This window comes from Neorhizobium sp. T25_27 (assembly GCF_002968565.1).
GTDB classification, from domain to species: domain Bacteria; phylum Pseudomonadota; class Alphaproteobacteria; order Rhizobiales; family Rhizobiaceae; genus Neorhizobium; species Neorhizobium tomejilense.
The window spans coordinates 962,396-981,837 of the sequence record NZ_PVBJ01000001.1 but is presented as its reverse complement, the minus strand read 5'-3'; the positions used below and the strand labels follow the sequence as shown (position 1 = coordinate 981,837).

The following is a 19,442-nucleotide window of genomic DNA, read 5'->3' as shown; positions in this document are numbered from 1 at the left end:
CGCGATGCGGCGCAGAAACGATGTGATTGTCTGAACGTCAGGCGACTTCGCGACCGCCGGTCTTCACCAGCGCGACGAGTTTTTCCCTGTCATAAGCTGCTTCGAGCTCGGCTGCCGCCCTGTCGGCTTCGGCTTCAAGGTCGTCGGAAACGGCGATCGGTTCGGCCTTGCGCCATTCTGCGAGATAGTCGTCGGTGCCGGCGGCGCCGCTGCGCATCGCGCACATGTCGATCGCCTCGGTGAAGCGCAGCGACAGTTCCCGCTTGGCGGTCTGGCGGCCCTTCTTGATGATCACCTGCGCCGGAATATCCCGCCAGAAGACGACGATGCGGTCGGCCATGAATTCCTCCGTGTTGAGATGCAGCATGCACGGGTGCGGGCGACAAGACTGCGCTTGCGACGACGTCGCACCCAGCAAAATACGACGCGGCGATGGGATTGCCTTGCGGGATGCCGGGCCGGATGCCGGTTACCAGATCTTCCGGGTCAGCCCGTGATAGAGCCAGGTCCAGATCGGCGGTGGAAAACGCAGTGCGGAGGGGCCTTGCGGCTGGTACGGCTTCAGCGTTCCGTCGATGGCATCCTGAAGTGCGCGGACGCTGATATCGACGGAAGAGGCGGTCATCAGCAGCGGATAGGTGGCGAGCGAATCCGAGCCCGCCGGCTCCACCCGCTTCTCGTAGAGCGTCCCGCCGGTATCGATGCCGTTGTCGACCAGATGCACGGTGGCGCCAAAGTTCTTCTCGTCGCCTTCGACGCGCGACCAGTAACCGCCCATCTGGCCGCGATACATCGGGTTGATCCCGGCGTGGAAGTTGATGACCGGGCAGGAGATAGCGGCAAGCGTCTCCGGCGACAGGATGCGGCAGGATATGGTGAAGATCGCGGCGGGCTTCAGGGCTGTCACCGCTGAGTGACAGGCCGGATCGTTGAGGGAGGGCACGTGCGTCACGGGGATCGCCGGGTTCGGTTCGGCGGAATGGCCGTAGTCGCGGATGATCTCGGCGGAGCGCCTTGCCGCCACGCTCTTGGTCAGCCTTGAGGCGATCATCGTCGCCAGTTGGCCAAGCGCTGTGAACCAGCCGAACCGCCGGGCGCGGCGTTTCAGCAGCGTGCCCTTCGATTCCGGCTGTTCTTCGACGACATGCAGGTCGGGAAAATGTTTTGCCAATGCATTGATCATCACCTGCGGGTTCACCCCGCCCGATGTCATCACCACGATCCGAGAATTCCCGTCCTGCATCGATCCCCCCGCAAAAAGCGCAGGGCCGCACTCTTCCGCCGAAGGCCCGAAGAAACGGTTAAACCGAGCGTAACGCCTGCGTGAGGTCGCCGTAACCGGTGAAGCGGTATTCGTATTCCAGGCCGAGATAATCGGCGGCCCCGCGCGCCTTTTCTTGAAGGACCTTGTCTTCCTCCTGGCTCAAATAGACGAGTTTTCGGTAGTTGCCGAAATACATGTCCTTCAGCTGCGGGTGGCGGTCCAGGCCGAGCGGTTCGATGACGAAGGCCTCGAACTGGCGGGCGAGAAAGTCGGTCAGGAAGAACGAGAACAGGTCTTCGTCCGCTTTTGCGGCAAAAGCGTCGTTTCCGGCGAAGAAGGAATAACAGTGCGGGCCTTCGATGCGGGCGATGCCCTCGCGTGCGCAGAGACGGTCGATGTCGCCGCCGGTTCCGCAATCAGCATAGGCGAAAAAGATGTTTTCGAAACCCGCTTCCCGCGCCTCGGCGACGGCTTTTTCGAGACCCGGAACGATCTTCTGCGGATAGGCGTGCCAGATCGCCGGCAGGCAATTGAGATCGATGTGACCGAGGCCCTGCTGCCTGGAAACAGCGAGGATTTCCCGCGCGATCGCTCCGCACGCGATCACGTGAACTTTTTCGCGAGTTGAACGTTCCTCTGCCGGAAATTCCATTTCCGCCACGATTTCATCTCTCTCCATCGGAGTATTCTAACATGACGGCCAAGACAGTCACGGTGATCGCCGCTCTTTTCGCGACGATGGTTTCCCTCACTTCCTGCGGCAATACCATTCGCGGCATGGGCCAGGATACGGCCAATACCGTTAATGCCACGCAGGATGCGGGACGCCGGGTCGATCGCGCTGCGCGCTAAGGCGTCGCCGTCAGCAAGCCGTTCGGCGCCTCAGGCGTCGGCGGCAAGGCTGTTGTGCTTGCGGCGGATGTATTCCTTTGCCGTTTCGACAGCGACCGCCGCATCGCGGCAATAGGCATCGGCACCGACCGCCTTGCCGAATTCCTCGTTGAGCGGCGCGCCGCCGACAAGCACGATATAGTCGTCGCGCATGCCCTTTTCCTTCAGGGTGTCGATGACGACCTTCATATAGGGCATGGTCGTGGTCAAAAGCGCCGACATTCCGAGAATATCCGGCTGTTCCCGCTCGATCGCATCGAGATAGTTCTCGACGGGGTTGTTGATGCCAAGATCGACCACGTCGAAGCCCGCTCCCTCCATCATCATGCCGACAAGGTTCTTGCCGATGTCGTGGATGTCGCCCTTGACGGTGCCGATCACCATCTTGCCGAGTTTCGGAGCGCCGGTCTCGACCAGAAGCGGCCGCAGGATGAACATGCCCGCCTTCATGGCACTCGCCGATAGCAGCACTTCCGGCACGAAAAGAATGCCGTCGCGGAAGTCGATGCCGACGATGCGCATGCCCTCGACCAAGGCCTTTGTGAGGACGTCATAGGGCGTCCAGCCGCGCGCGAGCAGGATGTTGGTCGCCTCCTCGATCTCCTCCTTCAAGCCGTCGTAAAGATCGTCGTGCATCTGCTGCACGAGTTCCTCGTCGGAAAGTTCCGCCAGGATGATTTCGTCGTCGGACATGCAATGCTTCCCTTCGTTCGAGGGGCCGGCTCGAAGGCCGGCAAATCAGACGTTTACCGTCCCGACTATCTGTACCTTTAATTTGCTTGGCAATTTCTTTCGTATGCGACAGCGGCGCGTCGGAAAAACGACGGAAGATCACGGCGTGATGTCTGTCCTGTACAAACCCGTGACGCAGAAAGGCGGGGCTCGGCTTGCGCATGAGCCTAGCATGGCGCATCAAAAAGGCTTGAGGCGCTTTTCAAAGCGGAGGCGAGGAACATCATGGACGATTTGACCCCAGAGACGGAACCGGCAGGCAGCGGGGCCAGACGCGGCCGCGGCGAGCGGGGAGCGGCAGGCCGCCGCGCAGCCCGCGCAGGCAACGGTCCCGGCCTTTCCTTGCCCTACATCACCCGCAAGATCGGTGTCTACGAGGTGCTGGACGAGGAGGGTCTTGCTCTCGTCGAGCGCAATGCGGATCTCATCCTCGAAGAGATCGGCATCGAATTCCGCGAGGACGAGGAAGCGCTCGAACTCTGGGCGCAGGCGGGTGCCGACGTCCGGGGCCACCGGGTGCATTTCCCCAAGGGCCTCTGCCGCGAACTGCTGAAGACCGCACCGAGCGAATTCACCTGGCATGCGCGCAATCCGGAGCGCAATGTCCAGATCGGCGGCAAGGCGACCGTGTTCGCGCCGGTCTACGGACCTCCCTTCGTGCGCGACCTCGATGGCAAGCGCCGTTACGCGACGATCGAGGATTTCCGCAATTTCGTGAAGCTCGCCTACATGGCGCCACCGATGCATTCGTCGGGCGGCACGGTTTGCGAGCCGGTCGACGTGCCGGTCAACAAGCGGCATCTCGATATGATCTACAGCCATATCAAATATTCCGACAAGCCGTTCATGGGGTCGGTCACCGCGCCGGAACGCGCCGAAGACACCGTCGCCATGGCGAAGCTGGTCTTCGGCGACGAGTTCGTCGAGAACAATTGCGTCACCCTGAACCTCATCAATGCCAACTCTCCGATGGTGTTCGACGGGACCATGCTTGGGGCGCTGAAAGTCTATGCGCGGCATAACCAGGCGTCGGTCGTGTCGCCATTCATTCTCTCGGGCGCGATGAGCCCGGTAACGGTGACCGGCACGCTGACGCAGATCCTTGCCGAGGTGCTGGCCGGTGCTGCACTGACGCAGCTGATCCGCAAGGGCTCGCCGGTGCTGTTCGGAACGTTCGCGGCGTCGATCTCGATGCAGTCCGGCGCGCCGACCTTCGGGACCCCGGAACCGTCGCTGGTCTCTTACGGTGCGGCGCAGCTTGCCCGCCGCCTCGGCCTGCCGTTCCGCACCGGCGGTTCGCTCTGCGGCTCGAAAGTGCCCGATGCCCAGGCGGCGCACGAATCGGCCAATACGCTGAACACGACGCTGCTCGCCGGCACCAACTTCGTGCTGCATGCCGCCGGCTGGCTGGAAGGCGGCCTGGTGTCGTCCTACGAGAAATTCATGATCGACCAGGACCAGCTCGGCATGATGCAGAAGATGGCGCAGGGTGTCGATTTGTCCGAAGAAGGCCAGGCCCTCGACGCAATCCGCGAAGTCGGCCCCGGCAGCCATTATCTCGGCTGCGCCCATACCCAGGCGCATTTCCAGACGGCCTTCTACCGTTCGGCGCTGATGGACAACAATTCCTTCGAACAGTGGGAGATCGAGGGCGAGAAGCGGATCGAGCAGCGCGCCAACGCGCTCTGCCGTTCCTGGCTCGACAGCTACGAAGCACCGCCGCTCGATCCTGCGATCGACGAGGCGCTGCTGGCGTTCATCAAGGACCGAAAGGATTCGATGCCCGACGCCTTCACCTGAAGAGAGCCCGATGCCGCCAGGGAGCAAGGCGGTGCCAGGCTGGTCGCCGATTTCATCCAGGAGGGTGTCTGGCGACCGCACTACCGATACCAGGGGCCTCGGTGAGGCCGCCTTCACCAGTTCTCGACGAGATTGCCGCGGGGCTCGAACCCCACGGCATCCTGATCCGCGGGGTGGTGAATTTCGGAACGGGCGAGGGGCCGTTGCTGGGTGACGGCGCACTTGCCAGGTCCGTCGTATTGCTCGGCAATGTCGGCGGTTCGATCTGGCCGTCGTTCACGGAATGGCGAAAAGGCCGTGACGGTCCCGATCCCCTCGATACGTGGTCGAAGTCCCTGATCCGGCCGCTCGCCGAACAGCTCGGAGCCGCTGCCTATTTCCCGTCTGATCCGCCCTGGCAGCCGTTCCAGCAATGGGCGATGAAGGCCGAAGGTCTGAAGTCGTCGCCGCTCGGCATCCTCATCCATCCGCAGTTCGGGCTCTGGCACGGTTATCGCGGCGCTCTCGGTTTTCCGTTTGCGATCGAGAATTCGCCTGGTGCAGCCGAGCATCCTTGCGAGAGTTGCGCCGAAAAACCCTGCCTGTCGGCCTGTCCCGTCAATGCGGTCGGCCTGTCGGGCTTCGACATTCCCCGATGCAGCGCCTATCTTGCAAGCGATGCGGGCAAGGTGACCTGCATGGTCTCCGGCTGTGCTGCCCGCAATTCCTGTCCGGTCGGTATGCAACATCGCTACCCGCCGGGGCAGCTCCGGTTCCATATGGAAGCGCTGGTGCGGTGAGCGAAAAAAGTTTTTCCTGGGTACCCAAGGAATTTCCCGAGCGAAACGTCTAAGCTCTTGAGCGACGGAAAAGCGGGCGGATAAGTGAGCGCGGAAATCCTCGATAAGGCATGCCAAGGCGACCGCAAAGCGTTTTCAGCGCTCGTCGCGGCGCATTACGATTTCATTCATGCCGTCGCCTGGCGCTGGTGCGGCTCGCAAAGCGATGCGGAAGACATCGCCCAGGATGTCTGTATCCGCCTGGGCAAGGCGATCCGCAGCTTCAAGGGGCAGTCGGCGTTCCGCACCTGGCTCTACACGCTGACACTGAATGCGGTGCGCGACCATCAGCGCCAGTCCTCCCGCCGGCGACGGGACCAGGACCGGCTTGCAAACGACCCGATCTTCTTTTCGCATCTGGAGCCGGAGGAAGACGATCGCGGCAACTGGCTGTGGGCCGCGGTGCGCCGCCTGCCGGAAAAGCAGCGGGATGCGGTCCTGCTGGTTCATGGCGAAGGGCTCTCACATGCGGCTGCGGCGGGTGTTCTCGACTGCAGCGAAAACACGGTCTCCTGGCATCTGCACGAGGCTCGCAAACGATTGAAGGACCTTCTGAAGAAGGAGGCGGTTTGACCATGACGGACGAATTCGACCAGCTCGGCAACCTCGCGCCGGCGCCCCGCGCTTCCGATGCGGCACGCGCCCGTGCGCTTGCCGCCGCCATGCAGGCGTTCGACGAGACGGAAAAAAATGCCGCACGCGGCAAAGGAAGTTCCTGGTGGCAGCGTCAAAGCTCCGTTCTCAACCGGATCTGGAGCACTCGCATGGTCACCCAACACCGTTATCTCGCCGGCTCTGCGCTTGCGACGATGCTGATCATTCCCACAGCCGTACTGCTGACATTCGAACTGACGCGCGGAAACCTGCCGAACTCAGGCCAGGTCGCCCTGCCGCAAGTCCTGGACGCGCCGAAGCCCACTGTGGAAAGAGGTCCGGTGCCGCCAGTCGCGAAGCCGAGTGAGCCGCGGCAGCAGGAAGCGGTACGGGAGAGTGACGCTGCACAATCGGCTCAACCCTCCAGGCAAAGCGATTTTTCCGCTTCGGATATCGCCGGGCTGCTGAACAAGCGGGAGGCCAGCGGTGGCGCGGCCAAAGGAAGCGTGGCGCCCGCTCAAGCGGTTACGCCCGCTCCCGTGGCACCGCCGCCGGTCATGGCTGAGCGCGCGGTACCATTGGCCGCCGCTCCCCGTTATGCGCCAACCGAGCGCGAAATCCTGCCGACACTCGAAGAAAGCCGCGACCGTTTCGCCAATGCGAACACCAATCCGGTAAAGAGCGTCGCGACCGATCCGGTTTCGACCTTCTCCGTCGACGTCGATGCCGCGTCCTACGCCTTCGTCCGACGCTCGCTGCTGGAGGGACATCTGCCTGATCCCGACAGTGTGCGTGTCGAGGAGATGATCAATTATTTCCCCTATGACTGGCCACGGCCGCAGACGGTCGACGAACCGTTCCGCACCACCGTCACCGTCACGCCGACGCCGTGGAATAGCGGCACGAGGCTGATGCATGTTGCGATCAAGGGCCTCGAGACCGCGCCGGCCGCGCAGCCTGCCGCCAATCTCGTTTTCCTGATCGACGTCTCGGGCTCGATGAACGCGCCGGACAAGCTGCCGCTCTTGAAAAGCGCTTTCCGGCTGCTGGTCGGCAAGCTGAAACCGGAGGACAAGGTCTCGATCGTCACCTATGCAGGCAATGCCGGGACGGTGCTTGAGCCGACGTCCGCCCGTGAGCGGGACAAGATTCTCGCTGCAATCGACAATCTGCGGCCCGGCGGCTCGACGGCCGGCGCCGAAGGCATCGATGCGGCCTATCGCCTGGCCCGCCAGGCCTTCATCCAGGGCGGCGTCAACCGGGTGATGCTGGCGACCGACGGCGATTTCAACGTGGGCGTTTCGAGCGACGAAGAGCTCAAGCGGATCATCGAGCAGCGCCGCAAGGACGGCATCTTCCTGTCGGTTCTCGGTTTCGGAAAGGGCAATCTCAACGACAGCCTGATGCAGACGCTCGCTCAGAACGGCAATGGCACGGCCGCCTATATCGATACGCTCGCCGAGGCGCAGAAGGCGCTTGTCGACGAGGCCGGTTCGACGCTTTTCCCGATCGCCAAGGACGTCAAGATCCAGGTGGAGTTCAATCCGCAACAGATCGACGAATATCGTCTGGTCGGTTACGAGACCCGGGCGCTGAAGCGCGAGGATTTCAACAACGACCGGGTGGATGCCGGCGATATCGGCTCCGGCCATGCGGTGACGGCGATTTACGAGGTGACGCCGAAAGGCAGTGCCTCGGCGCTCAACGACCCGCTCCGTTACGGCCCGGCCGCGGCGTCGGCGCCAATCCCGGTCTCCGATGAAATGGCCTTCGTCAAAATCCGCTACAAGCAGCCGGATGGCGACACCAGCAAGCTGATCACCACTGTTGTCACGGAGATGAATGCGGTACGCGACTTCTCGGCGGCGCCTCAGGATGTGCGCTTCGCCACGGCCGTCGCCGCCTTCGGTCAGAAACTGCGCGGCACCGATGCCCTCGACGCCTATCCCTACCGCTTGATCCTCGACATGGCTCGCAATGCCCGCGGCGAGGATGCGTTCGGATATCGAGCCGGGTTCCTCGACCTGGTGCGGCTCGCCGAAACCCTGGACCGTCGTTAGGCGGCACTCAAACCTTGGGGTATGCCCGCTCCAGCCCACCGGAGCGGGCGAGCCCGTCGCGAAACGCTGAATAGGCCGGGTGCTGGCTGGATTTCGCCGCCTCCATCAGCCGGATCTGCAGCCGGGCAGGGGCGATGTCGCCGATCCACTCGCCGCACTTCTGCAGCTTCAGCGAATTCAGGAACTTCGCTTCCGACGCGTTATGCAGGTAGAGGTGCAAACCATCGAGCAGCAGGTCGTCGGACGTCGGATTGTCCATCAGCAGCATCAGCCAGGACTGATTTTCGACCGAGAAAGTGGAAAGGCTCTCCGCTACCGTTTCCCGGCTGCCGATCGGGGATATGTTTGCCATGTCTGTGTCCTTCAGCCCAACGGTCAGCCGCGGCGGCGGCGTCTTTCCCGGCCGGAATCTCCGCCCGATTCACTGGCTGTCTTATTGCGCAGCGGGCCGATCTTGTCGACGATTTCCTCGATCGTCGGTCGCGGCCGAGGGGTATAATCGTCGAGTGCGGCGCGCATGGCGGCCAGGTGTTCGCAGGACGTGCCGCAGCATCCGCCGATGATCCTTGCGCCGGCATCGCGGGCGAGCCTCGCATATTCGGCCATCAGCGGCGGCGTGCCCGAATAGAAAATCTCGGCGCCGCGAAATTCCGGAATGCCGCAATTGCCCTTGACGATGGTGACGGCGTCAGGATCGGCGGCGGTGATGTCGAGCAGGCTCGACAGGATATCGGAGGCGCCGACGCCGCAATTGGCACCGGCCGCGACTGGGCCTTCGCCGACATCCTTCGCCACGCCGTGGATCTGCTTGGGATCGAGGCCCATCATCGTCCTGCCGGCCGTGTCGAAAGAGCCGGTATAGGTATAGGGCAACCCGGCCCTGACGGCAGCTTCGGCCGCCGCGCGGATTTCTTCCGGCGCGGACATCGTCTCGATCCAGGCGATATCGGCGCCGCCGGCCTTCAGGCCCTCGATCTGTTCCGCGAAGGCGGCGACCGCATCCTCGTGGGTCAGGGCGCCGAGCGGAACGAACAATTCGCCGGTCGGTCCGACTGAACCCGCGACGATCACCTTGCGGCCCGCTCCGTCAGCCACCTTGCGGGCAATCTCGGCCGCAAGCCGGTTGAGTTCGTGCACCCGGCCTTCAGCCTTGTGCAGCTTCAGCCGCTGGCGCGTGCCGCCGAAGGAATTGGTGAGGATGATGTCGGCGCCCGCATCGACGAAATCCTGATGCAGCTTCTCGATCTTTTCAGGCGCGGCCTCATTCCACAGTTCCGGCGCTTCGCCGGCTTCCAGGCCCATGGCGAAGAGATTGGTGCCGGTCGCGCCGTCGGCCAGCAGCACGCCCTTTTCGGCCAGAAGTTCGGTCAGTGCGTTGGCGGTCGGCATGGCGGCGCTCCTTGCAATGGAAATATCATATAAAGAAACCTTTATATGATTGCAACTCGCAGCCACATGCCTCTTCGCGACGCCGGCGGCTTCAGCAGCGCCGGTTCAGACAATCGCGTCAGAGCGCTGCCTTGATCTTGTCGGCGACGTCCGGAGCGACCCACTTGGTCCAGATATCCGGACTGCTTTGCAGAAAATGTTTGGCGGCGGCTTCGTTGGTGCTCTTGTTCGCTTCCTGCCAGGCGAGCACGCTGTTGACCGTCGTATTGGTCCACTTGCGCCTCTTGATATAGTCCATCGCCACCTCGGCCTTCTGGGCGAATTGTTTGGTGACCAGAGTGAAGGCCTGGGACGTCGGATAGGAGTTGACCTTCGGATTCGGGCAGTTCGGCACGGCGGTGCAGGCGTCCCAATCGGCCTTGTCGTGCGGAACGTTGAAGGAGAGCTTCACCATCTCGTATTTGCCGAGGAAGGCGGTCGGCGCCCAGTAGTAGCCGAGCCAGCCGGTCTTTTTCTCGAAGGCGTTGGTGATCGAACCGTCAAGGCCGGCGGCAGTGCCGGTATCGATCAGATCAAATTTCTTTTCCTCGGCGCCAAGCGCCCGGAAAAGGTTGGCGGTCGAAACCTGGCAGCTCCAGCCAGACGGGCAGTTATAGATGGCACCCCTTCCGGGCTTCTGGGTTGCCGGGAAAAGATCCGGATGCGTCAGTGCCTGCTGCACGGTCTTGATATCGGGATGGGCGTCGGCCAAGAATTTCGGGATCCACCAGCCTTCGACGGCCCCGTCGGAGAGGATCTCCGCGCCGACGATCATGCGGCCCTCGGCAACGGCCTTGTCGAGTGTGGTGCGCACCGAGTTGATCCAGAACTCCGGTGCCAGATCCGGCTGGCCTCTTTCGTTCATGGACGTGAAGGTCGGAAGCGTGTCGCCCGGGACGAGCTGGACCGTGCAGCCGAAACCTTGTTCGAGGATGATCTTGTCGAGATTGGCCGCAATGCCGGCCGAAGCCCAGTTCATTTCGGCGATCGAGACTGAACCACAATCAGCTTGTGCCGAACCTGCAAAAGCATAGAGACCGCCGGCGAAGACCATGGAAGCGAGGATTTTTTTCATTTTGGGACCTCCCGGTCTTTCCTTTCACTGTTCACTTCAATCGAGCGCGAGGTGGTGCACACTGTTGGATTCAGTCCGAGCAGGCCGATGAGAGTATAGGTCTCGTTCGCATCTGCGACAGCTTTCCACGGATACTGTGCATTTATTATGTCAGTTCAAATCACGGTACGTCTTCCTCCTCAGAAATCAAGATTCGCAGACCCGCGAGCGCGAAACAGTGTCGTGTCAGGCTGGGCCTTTTTCCAGTAGCCGCCGCTATTCACGTCGTCATTCTTGCGGAAAGAACAGAAAATTGAGAAAAACGCGCGACTTACGGAGTTCACTAACCATCCGGTAAGAATGTCGCGTTATTGCTTTTCATGCGGGCGGTTAGCTCGCGCTTGGCGCCGGATCAGGTAGTGCGTACCGGTCGCCCTTGCCGTCCGATGGCAGGCCCGTTCTGTTGGCCCGCGGACACTTCATCTTCTGATCGTTGTCAAATTCACGATTGTCAAATACGGGGCCACGGCCTCCTTTGCCAAATGCGCGGATTTGTGGCCGAAATCGGCTGGCCGGACCCGGCCAGCCGTGGCTGCCTGCGGCGACGAAGTCGAGCGACGGCAAAGCGGGTGTTGGTTGACACTTCGCGTATATAGCTGCACCATTTGACCGTAATGCGAATCCAGAGACATCATCACCAACAGGGCCGGACGCCTCCTGTCTACGAATCGTCCGGTCCCCTCTGGTTCAGGCCATTTTCTCCATGACACGCACCGGTCACGTCACCCTTGTCCTCGGCGGCGCCCGCTCGGGCAAATCCGGGTTTTCGGAAAGGCTTGCCAAGGAGAGCGGCCTGGAACGGCACTACGTTGCCACCGGTCGTGCCTACGACGACGAGATGCGCGAGCGCATCGCCCGGCATCGTGTCGATCGCGGAGAAGGCTGGACCACGCATGAAGTGCCGCTCGATCTGGTGGAGACCCTGACCGACATCGATGCGCGGGGGAGGGTCATCCTTGTCGATTGCCTGACGCTCTGGCTCACCAACCTGATGATGGACGAGCGCGATATCGACACTGCCGCCGCCGCATTCGTGCGCCGGTTCGAAAGCCTCTCGGCGAAACTGATCGTCGTCTCCAACGAGGTCGGCCTCGGCATCGTGCCGGACAACAGAATGGCGAGGGAGTTCAGGGACCATGCCGGAAGGCTGCATCAGCGGATCGCGGCATCTGCCGAAGAGGTCTTCTTCGTCGCCGCCGGTCTGCCGCTCAGGATGAAGGGCTAGAAGCCGAGCCAGACGCGGACGGGATGGGTCGGGTCGGCGAGCAGCTTCAGGGCGAGCGCCAGGCAGGAGATGACGAGCAGCGGCTTGATCAGCTTCGCGCCGTTCTTCATGGCCAGCCGTGAGCCGACCTGGGCGCCGAGGAACTGGCCGACGCCCATGATCAGGCCAATCTTCCAAAGCACGGACCCGGTTGCCGCAAAGACCAGGAACGAGCCGAAATTCGAGCCGAGATTGATGAGCTTGGTATGGGCGGTCGCCTTCAGCATGCCAAAGCCGGCGAGCAGCACGAAACCGAGCATGTAGAACGAGCCGGCGCCAGGCCCGAATATGCCGTCATACAGGCCGACCAACGGAACGATCGTCACCCCGAACACGAAGGGTGTCACCCGACGGTGACTGTCGATATCGTTGAGATTGGGCTTGATGGCGAAGAACAGCGCGATGGCGATCAGCAGGAACGGGATTACCGCGGCAAGCCAACCTGCCGGCACCAGCGACGCGAGCACGGCACCGACGGCCCCGCCGACCATCGACATGGCCGCCATCGGCAACTGGCTTTTCAAGTTCACATGGCCACGGCGCGCATAGGCGATCGTCGCGGATGCCGACCCGAACTGCGACTGCAGTTTGTTCGTAGCAAGCGATTCGAGCGGCGGGATGCCGGCGATCAGCATGACCGGAATGGTGATGAGCCCGCCACCGCCGGCGATCGAATCGACGAAACCGGCAAAAATCGCAGCAAGAAACAGCAGGAAGAGGAGTTGGAATGCAAGGTCGGTCAAGGGAAGGAGACTCTGTCGGCGAAAGCGCATCCGGACGGGTGCGGCGTGCTTCTCGCATCGAACCGTCGCGACTGCAACCGCCTCCAGCGGGACCCCAGCCATGTTGCTTCCGGGATTGCGCATCATCGGTTTGGCGCTATTGTGCGCGGCTTTCGAAGAGCCGAACGAGGAAAAGCTTATGCACAAGGTCATTTTCGATACGGACCCCGGCGTTGACGATGCGATGGCGCTGCTCTTTCTGCACCGGCACCCGGAAATCGATCTTCTCGGCGTGACGACCGTTTTCGGCAATGTGTCCCTCGATCTCACCACCCGTAATGCGCAGTTCCTGCATCAGGAATGGGAAATCTCCGCGCCGATCGCCAGAGGCGCCGACAGAACGATCGATCCGCTGCGAAGCGACGATCGCGCCGCTTCCGTCGTGCACGGTCTGGACGGTCTCGGCAATATCGGCCTGCCTGAGACGATCGACTGGCCGCTCGATCCGCGTCCCGCCTACCAGTTCATCATCGATACCGTCCGCGACAATCCGGGCGAGGTGACGCTGATCGCCGTCGGCCGCATGACAAACCTGGCGCTGGCGCTGCAGGCCGATCCGGATTTTGCCGGCCTCGTCAAGGAAGTCGTCGTAATGGGCGGCGCCTTCGATGTGAACGGCAACGTCACGCCGGCAGCGGAAGCCAATATCCATGGCGATCCGGAAGCCGCCGACATCATCTTCACCACGCCGTGGAAGGTCACCATCGTCGGGCTCGACGTGACGCTGAAGACGATCATGACCGGGGAGTATCTTGCCGACATGGCCAAGTCGGGCGAAAAGGCGGTGCAGCTGCTATCCGACCTGTCGCAATATTACATCGAGTTCTACAAGAGCCGGGTCGGCATCGCCGGCATGGCGGTGCATGACAGCACGGCCTGCGTCTATCTGGTACGGCCGGACCTCTTCATTCTCCGCAGCGGCGCGGTGCGAGTCGTCTGCGGCGGCATTGCCGACGGCGAAACGATACAGGCCCCCGACAGCGGCCGCAAATTTATTGGCACGGCCTGGGACGGCCAGCCGAGCCAGTGGGTCTGCACCGACGTCCGATCGGGCGAGGTACTGGAGGTGATCCGGGCTGCGCTGGTCGAGAGCAGGGCCTCCGGCGCCTAGGCGATTGCTGTTTAGGCAACAGTTCCGATGCAAATTTTCATGCGGGAAGACGAAGCCATTGGCATTTGTGATCGATTTCCCTATGTGGAACCTTGATTTTGATATTCGACAAAGGACATGGGCGTGACAGCTACATTCGATAAAGTTGCCGACATCATCGCTGAGACCAGCGAAATCGATCGCGAGACGATCACGCCGGAAAGCCACACGATCGACGACCTGGGCATCGACAGCCTGGATTTCCTGGATATCGTGTTCGCCATCGACAAGGAATTCGGGATCAAGATTCCGCTGGAACAGTGGACCCAGGAAGTTAACGAGGGCAAGGTTTCGACCGAAGAGTACTTCGTGCTGAAGAACCTGTGTGCCAAGATCGACGAGCTGAAGGCGGCCAAGGGCTGATCGTCACTGATCATCCCGGGCCGGCAAACTCATGCTGCTCGAATATTTCCAGATGATCGACCGCGTCGAAGCGGTCGATCTTGGGGCCAAAGTGTTGAAGGCGCGGTCTGTCGTGCCTTCCAAAAGCCCTGTCTTCGAAGGCCATTTTCCCGGAATGCCGCTGGTGCCGGGCGTGCTCCTGATCGAGACCATGGCGCAGGCCTCCGGTTTCCTGGTGCTTGCCGCCACCGATTTCGCCGCCATGCCGTTCCTGATGTCGGTCGACGGCGCCAAGATGCGCGCCTTTGTGGAGCCTGACGCGGTTCTCGACATCGAGGCGTTTCTGGAGCATGAGGGGTCCGGTTACGCGGTGACCAAGGCAAAGATCACGTGTAACGGCAAGAAGGTCTGCGATGCACAGCTCAAACTGCGCACCATGCCGTTCAGCGAAATCCCGCTGGCGCCGGTCATCCGCAAGCGTGCGGAAGAGGTCGGCCTGATGGATGCGATTGCCGCAAGCGCATAAAAGCCCGCCCGTTCAGTCCGGTGGGTCAAAGAGGACATTATGAAGTCTGACAATGATGTCGTGATCACTGGTATCGGGATCGTCACCAGCCAGGGCGTGGGCAAGGAGCCGCATATCGCGCTCCTGTCGTCGCCGGAAGCGGGTGCCCCGAAAGTCGAGACCGATCGTTTCGCGCCGTATCCGGTGCATCCGATGCCGGAGATCGACTGGTCGGCGCAGATCGCCAAGCGCGGCGACCAGCGCCAGATGGAGAACTGGCAGCGGCTCGGCGTGTTTTCCGCAGGCCTTGCGCTCGACGACGCCGGCCTGAAGACCGATGCGGACGCCTGCGCCTCCATGGACATGATCGTGGCCGCCGGTGGCGGCGAGCGCGACATCAAGGTCGATTCGCTGATCGTCGACGAAGCGCTGAAGCGCAACGACCGCGAAATGCTCTTGAACGAGAAGCTGACCACCGAGCTCCGCCCGACGCTGTTTCTGGCCCAGCTTTCCAACCTGGTCGCCGGCAATATCTCGATCGTCCACAAGGTCACCGGTTCGTCGCGCACGTTCATGGGCGAAGAAGCGGCCGGCATTTCGGCCGTCGAGACCGCCTTCCACCGCATCAAGGCAGGCCAATCCACCCACAGCCTCGTCGGCGGCGCCTTCGTCGCCGAACGGGCCGACATCATTCTTCTGGTCGAAGGCATCCAGGCGCATGCGACGGGCGGCTGGCATCCGCTCTGGTCACGCTCGGCCGACAATGGCGGCGGCATGATCATGGGTACGGTCGGGGCCTTCCTGGTGCTCGAATCGCGCGCCCATGCGCAAGCGCGCGGCGCCCATATCTACGCCGTCATCGACGCGATCGAGGGCGATCGCGGCAATCGTGACGAGGGCCGCCTCGAAAAGCGCATCACCCGTCTCGCCGGCCACGCTTCGGGTATTTCGAAGGCCGATACGATCGTGTTTTCGGGCGCAAGCGGCGTCGTCGATCTCTCGACGCGGGAGAAAGCGCTACTGGAGACCGAACTCCCCGGCGCCGCGATCCGCGGATTTGGCGGTATCACCGGCCACGGCATGGAGGCGCAGTTCCCATTGGGTCTGGCGCTTGCGGCACTGACCTTGGACGGCGCAGCCACAGTGCCCACATTCGATACCCAGAACGAAAAGCCGATGACGGCGCCTGCGAAACACGCAGTGGTGACGACCGTCGGTTATACGCGCGGCGAGGGCCTTGCGGTCCTCTCGGCCGCGTAAAGGAGATTTTGATGAGCGACAACCGCTTCAAGGATCATCTCGGCCGGCCGATCATCGCGATTACCGGCATGGGTGTCATCACCTCGCTCGGCCAGGGCCTCGCCGACAACTGGGCGGCGCTGACGTCTGGCACCTCCGGCATCCACAAGGTGACCCGCTTCCCGACCGAGGGCCTGTCCACCCGGATCAGCGGCACGGTGGATTTCATCGCCGTTCCGGCTGAAAACTCTGTCGAGCGTTCCTTCGCCTTTGCCCGCGAGACAACCACCGAGGCGCTCGCCCAGTCGGGTCTTTCCGGCGATTTCGACGGGCCGCTCTTTCTTGCGGCACCGCCGGTAGAGCCGGAATGGAGCGATCGTTTCGCGCTTGCCGACCGCGCTCCGCCGTCGAAGGCCGAAGGCGATGCCTATGACCGGTTCCTAGCCGCAATGCGCGAACGTGCCGACCCGGTCTTCCTCGAAGCCGTGCAGTTCGGCTCGATCTCCGAACGCCTTGCCGACAAGTTCGGCACCCGCGGACTGCCCGTGACCCTCTCGACGGCCTGCGCCTCCGGTGTCACGGCCATCCAGCTCGGCGTCGAAGCGATCCGCCAGGGCCGTACCGACCGTTCGTTGGTTGTCGCGACCGACGGCTCGGTCAGCGCCGAGGCACTGATCCGTTTCTCGCTCCTTTCCGCACTCTCCACCCAGAACGACCCGCCGGAAAAGGCTTCCAAGCCGTTCAGCAAGGATCGCGACGGGTTCGTCATCGCCGAAGGGGCGGCGACGCTGGTGCTCGAATCGCTCGAATCGGCAATCGCCCGCGGTGCCAAGGTGCTCGGCATCATGAAGGGCTGCGGCGAAAAGGCCGACCATTTCCACCGCACCCGTTCCTCGCCGGACGGCGGCCCGGCGATTGCGACGATCCGCGCGGCGTTGGCAGACGCGGGCATGGACGAGGGTAGCATCGGCTATATCAACGCGCACGGCACCTCGACGCCGGAAAACGACAAGATGGAATATGGCGCGATGCTCGCCGTCTTCGGCGATCGGCTGAAGGAAATCCCTGTTTCCTCCAACAAGTCGATGATCGGCCATACGCTGACTGCGGCCGGCGCCGTCGAAGCCGTCTTCTCGATCCAGACGATGCTGACCGGTACGCTGCCGCCGACCATCAACTACACCAACCCCGATCCGACGATCGTGCTCGATGTCGTGCCGAACAAAAAGCGGGATGGACAGCCGACGGCGGTCCTTTCCAACTCATTCGGCTTCGGCGGACAGAACGCCAGCCTTGTCATGGCGCTGGAACCGGCTTAGAGACCGTCGCCAATCACGTTTGACGAATTGGGACGCCTCCGGGCGAAGGAAGACCTATTATGCGCGCTCTGCAACTGATCGATGACCGGAAGCTCGAAGCGGTGGACATTCCCGAGCCCGAGGCCCCTGGCCCAGGCGAGGTAACGCTGCGGGTCAAGGCCGTCGCGCTCAACCATATCGACGTCTGGGGCTGGCGCGGCATGGCGTTCGCCAAGCGCAAGATGCCGCTGACGATCGGAGCGGAAGCCTCCGGCGTCGTCGAGGCGATCGGGCCAGGCGTTTCGAACGTCCTGCCGGGCCAGCTCGTGTCGATCTACGGCGCGCGCACCTGCGGCCTCTGCAAGCCCTGCCGCGAGAAGCGCGACAATCTCTGCGAACACGTGTCCGGCGTGCACGGCTTCCACCTCGACGGTTTCGCGCAGGAAAAAGCCAACCTGCCGGCCCGCCTGCTCGTGCCTGCACCTCCGGGCGTCGATGCGGTTGCCGCAGCGCTTGCACCGGTCACCTTCGGGACCGTCGAGCACATGCTGTTCGACAATGCCAAGCTGCAGCCGGGTGAAACCATTCTGGTCCATGCCGGCGGCTCGGGCATCGGCACCGCGGCCATCCAGCTCGCCAAGAAGATCGGCTGCACGGTGATCACCACGGTCGGTTCGGACGACAAGATCGAACGGGCCAAGGCGCTCGGCGCCGATCACGTCATCAACTACCGCACCGACCGGTTTGAAGGCGTGGTGCGCAAGCTCACCAAGAAAAAGGGCGTCGACGTCGTCTTCGAACATGTCGGCAAGGACACCTGGGCCGGCTCGATGCTGTGCATGAAGCGCGGCGGGCGGCTCGTCACCTGCGGCTCCACGTCAGGCGTTTCGACCGACATGAACCTGATGATGCTGTTCCAGCAGCAGCTGAAGCTGTTCGGCTCGTTCGGCTGCCGCATGGAGAACATGGCGAATGCCATGCAGAAGATGGCGCAAGGCATCGTTCATCCGGTCATCGACACGGAAGTCACCTTCGCCGAGATCGATAAGGCGCTGGAACGGATGGAAACCCGCCAGGTGTTCGGCAAGATCGTGCTCCGGATGGACTGAGGCGTCCCCCGTGAAGATGTTCCTTACCCGGATCGCTCTGGCGCTACTCCACTTCCAGCAATGGCTGGTGGCGCAGAGCGCGTTCGGGCTCCTGAATTTCCTGAAGATTTTTCCCGCGGATCCGGGCATCCGGTTCGCCGACCGGATGGCACGTCGCATCGGGCCGAAGCTCGGCCGCCACAAGCTGATGCTCGTCAACCTGCGCAACGCCTATCCGGAAAAGACAGACGAGGAGCTTGAGGAGATCGCCATAGCGAGCTGGGGCCATATGGGCCGGCTCGCCGCCGAATACGTCTTCCTCGACCGGCTGTTCGATTTCGATCCGGAACAGGACAAGCCGGGCAGGGTGGAAGTCTCCGGCATTCCGATCTTCGCTGACCTGCGCGACAATCCGCGGCCGTTCATCGTTTTCACGGCCCACACGGGCAATTTCGAACTGCTGCCGGTCGCCGGCAATGCGTTCGGCCTCGAAGTGACGGTTCTCTTCCGGCCGCCGAACAATCCTTATATCGCCGACAAGGTCTTCGCCTTCCGCAGCGCCCGCATGGGCCAGCTCGTGCCTTCGCATGCCGGCTCGTCCTTTGCGCTGGCGCGCAAGCTCGAAACCGGCGGCGGTGTCGGCGTCCTGGTGGATCAGAAATTCCGCAAGGGCCTCAAGACCAGCTTTTTCGGTCAGCCCGTCCAGACGAGCCCATTGCTCGCAAAGCTGGTTCGGCAGTTCGATGCCGAAGTCTATCCGGCTCGCTGCATCCGACTGCCGGGCAATCGTTTCCGGCTCGAGATCGAACCGAAGGTAGAACTGCCGCGGGACGCCAACGGCAAACTAGATCTCCAGGCGACTGGGCAGCTCCTCAACGACAAGGTGGAGAGCTGGGTTCGCGAATATCCCGAACAATGGCTCTGGTACCACGACCGGTGGCATATCAAGCGCTATCTATAAGCAGATTTTGAGACTTTTCGGGCCGCGTTGCTGCGGTTTCTGCTTTAAGTCACCGGCCAAAAATTGGGTTTGCTTTTGAGGGATAAATTAATCTGAATCGCATTGAATATTG

The 19,442-nt window shown here is 62.3% G+C and carries 21 protein-coding genes; 13 read left to right on the top strand and 8 right to left on the bottom strand.

Annotation, left to right across the window (positions count from 1 at the left end):
- Window positions 1–37 precede the first annotated feature (37 nt).
- The 3 genes from C5J24_RS04930 to C5J24_RS04920 form a co-directional block, all read right to left on the bottom strand.
- Window positions 38–340, bottom strand: coding sequence for a virulence factor (locus tag C5J24_RS04930; RefSeq protein WP_105416661.1), 303 nt, complete (start codon window positions 338–340; stop codon window positions 38–40).
- A gap of 129 nt (window positions 341–469) precedes the next feature.
- Window positions 470–1,243: a formyl transferase gene (locus C5J24_RS04925; protein WP_105416015.1), complete on the bottom strand. Its 774-nt coding sequence runs from the start codon at window positions 1,241–1,243 to the stop codon at window positions 470–472.
- Between the two features lie 58 nt (window positions 1,244–1,301).
- A complete protein-coding gene (locus C5J24_RS04920) occupies window positions 1,302–1,943 on the bottom strand; it encodes a DUF1638 domain-containing protein (protein ID WP_245446514.1) in 642 nt (213 codons plus the stop codon).
- A gap of 14 nt (window positions 1,944–1,957) precedes the next feature.
- Here C5J24_RS04920 and C5J24_RS04915 point away from each other — a divergent pair, with 14 nt between their 5' ends.
- Window positions 1,958–2,116, top strand: coding sequence for an entericidin A/B family lipoprotein (locus tag C5J24_RS04915; protein ID WP_105416011.1), 159 nt, complete (start codon window positions 1,958–1,960; stop codon window positions 2,114–2,116).
- Window positions 2,117–2,146: 30 nt separating this feature from the next.
- Here the strand turns inward: C5J24_RS04915 and C5J24_RS04910 are convergent, their stop codons facing one another.
- Window positions 2,147–2,848, bottom strand: a complete 702-nt coding sequence (locus C5J24_RS04910) for a B12-binding domain-containing protein (RefSeq protein WP_105416009.1) — start codon at window positions 2,846–2,848, stop codon at window positions 2,147–2,149.
- 264 nt (window positions 2,849–3,112) lie between these two features.
- Here C5J24_RS04910 and C5J24_RS04905 point away from each other — a divergent pair, with 264 nt between their 5' ends.
- The 4 genes from C5J24_RS04905 (at window position 3,113) to C5J24_RS04890 (ending at window position 8,159) form a co-directional block, all read left to right on the top strand.
- Entirely contained in the window at window positions 3,113–4,687 is a 1,575-nt protein-coding gene (locus C5J24_RS04905; RefSeq protein WP_105416007.1) for a trimethylamine methyltransferase family protein, read from the top strand.
- Between the two features lie 101 nt (window positions 4,688–4,788).
- On the top strand, window positions 4,789–5,466 hold the full coding sequence (locus tag C5J24_RS04900; RefSeq protein ID WP_105416005.1) for a ferredoxin: 678 nt from the start codon (window positions 4,789–4,791) through the stop codon (window positions 5,464–5,466).
- An 84-nt stretch (window positions 5,467–5,550) separates the two neighbouring features.
- Window positions 5,551–6,078, top strand: a complete 528-nt coding sequence (locus C5J24_RS04895) for an RNA polymerase sigma factor (RefSeq protein ID WP_105416003.1) — start codon at window positions 5,551–5,553, stop codon at window positions 6,076–6,078.
- A gap of 2 nt (window positions 6,079–6,080) precedes the next feature.
- Window positions 6,081–8,159, top strand: a complete 2,079-nt coding sequence (locus C5J24_RS04890; protein ID WP_371673716.1) for a von Willebrand factor type A domain-containing protein — start codon at window positions 6,081–6,083, stop codon at window positions 8,157–8,159.
- A 7-nt stretch (window positions 8,160–8,166) separates the two neighbouring features.
- Here C5J24_RS04890 and C5J24_RS04885 read toward each other — a convergent pair whose 3' ends face one another.
- The 3 genes from C5J24_RS04885 to C5J24_RS04875 form a co-directional block, all read right to left on the bottom strand.
- Entirely contained in the window at window positions 8,167–8,511 is a 345-nt protein-coding gene (locus C5J24_RS04885) for a hypothetical protein (protein WP_105415999.1), read from the bottom strand.
- 23 nt (window positions 8,512–8,534) lie between these two features.
- Window positions 8,535–9,548 carry a betaine--homocysteine S-methyltransferase gene (bmt, locus tag C5J24_RS04880; protein WP_105415997.1) on the bottom strand — a complete coding sequence of 338 codons (1,014 nt, stop codon included), beginning with the start codon at window positions 9,546–9,548 and terminating at the stop codon, window positions 8,535–8,537.
- 118 nt (window positions 9,549–9,666) lie between these two features.
- The gene (locus tag C5J24_RS04875) at window positions 9,667–10,662 is read right to left on the bottom strand and encodes an ABC transporter substrate-binding protein (RefSeq protein WP_105415995.1); all 996 of its coding nucleotides are present in this window, start codon (window positions 10,660–10,662) and stop codon (window positions 9,667–9,669) included.
- A gap of 742 nt (window positions 10,663–11,404) precedes the next feature.
- On the opposite strand from C5J24_RS04875, the gene cobU reads away from it, so the two are divergent.
- Complete coding sequence (gene cobU / locus C5J24_RS04870; protein ID WP_105415993.1) at window positions 11,405–11,926, top strand: bifunctional adenosylcobinamide kinase/adenosylcobinamide-phosphate guanylyltransferase; 522 nt, start codon at window positions 11,405–11,407, stop codon at window positions 11,924–11,926.
- On the opposite strand, the gene C5J24_RS04865 is transcribed toward cobU, so the two are convergent.
- Window positions 11,923–12,708, bottom strand: a complete 786-nt coding sequence (locus C5J24_RS04865; protein ID WP_172723846.1) for a TSUP family transporter — start codon at window positions 12,706–12,708, stop codon at window positions 11,923–11,925. The genes cobU and C5J24_RS04865 overlap by 4 nt on opposite strands.
- Before the next feature lie 178 nt (window positions 12,709–12,886).
- Between C5J24_RS04865 and C5J24_RS04860 the strand changes: the two genes are divergently transcribed.
- The 7 genes from C5J24_RS04860 (at window position 12,887) to C5J24_RS04830 (ending at window position 19,330) form a co-directional block, all read left to right on the top strand.
- Window positions 12,887–13,858 (top strand): nucleoside hydrolase, encoded by a 972-nt coding sequence (locus tag C5J24_RS04860; RefSeq protein ID WP_105415991.1) that lies wholly within the window; start codon window positions 12,887–12,889, stop codon window positions 13,856–13,858.
- Between the two features lie 117 nt (window positions 13,859–13,975).
- Window positions 13,976–14,260: an acyl carrier protein gene (locus tag C5J24_RS04855; protein WP_092662234.1), complete on the top strand. Its 285-nt coding sequence runs from the start codon at window positions 13,976–13,978 to the stop codon at window positions 14,258–14,260.
- 31 nt (window positions 14,261–14,291) lie between these two features.
- Window positions 14,292–14,765, top strand: a complete 474-nt coding sequence (locus C5J24_RS04850; RefSeq protein ID WP_037082199.1) for a 3-hydroxyacyl-ACP dehydratase FabZ family protein — start codon at window positions 14,292–14,294, stop codon at window positions 14,763–14,765.
- Between the two features lie 39 nt (window positions 14,766–14,804).
- Entirely contained in the window at window positions 14,805–16,004 is a 1,200-nt protein-coding gene (locus C5J24_RS04845) for a beta-ketoacyl-ACP synthase (protein WP_105415989.1), read from the top strand.
- An 11-nt stretch (window positions 16,005–16,015) separates the two neighbouring features.
- Window positions 16,016–17,302: a beta-ketoacyl-ACP synthase gene (locus C5J24_RS04840; protein ID WP_105415987.1), complete on the top strand. Its 1,287-nt coding sequence runs from the start codon at window positions 16,016–16,018 to the stop codon at window positions 17,300–17,302.
- 59 nt (window positions 17,303–17,361) lie between these two features.
- Window positions 17,362–18,390 (top strand): zinc-binding dehydrogenase, encoded by a 1,029-nt coding sequence (locus C5J24_RS04835; RefSeq protein WP_007760295.1) that lies wholly within the window; start codon window positions 17,362–17,364, stop codon window positions 18,388–18,390.
- Window positions 18,391–18,400: 10 nt separating this feature from the next.
- Window positions 18,401–19,330: a lipid A biosynthesis lauroyl acyltransferase gene (locus C5J24_RS04830; protein WP_105415985.1), complete on the top strand. Its 930-nt coding sequence runs from the start codon at window positions 18,401–18,403 to the stop codon at window positions 19,328–19,330.
- The last annotated feature ends 112 nt before the right edge of the window (window positions 19,331–19,442 follow it).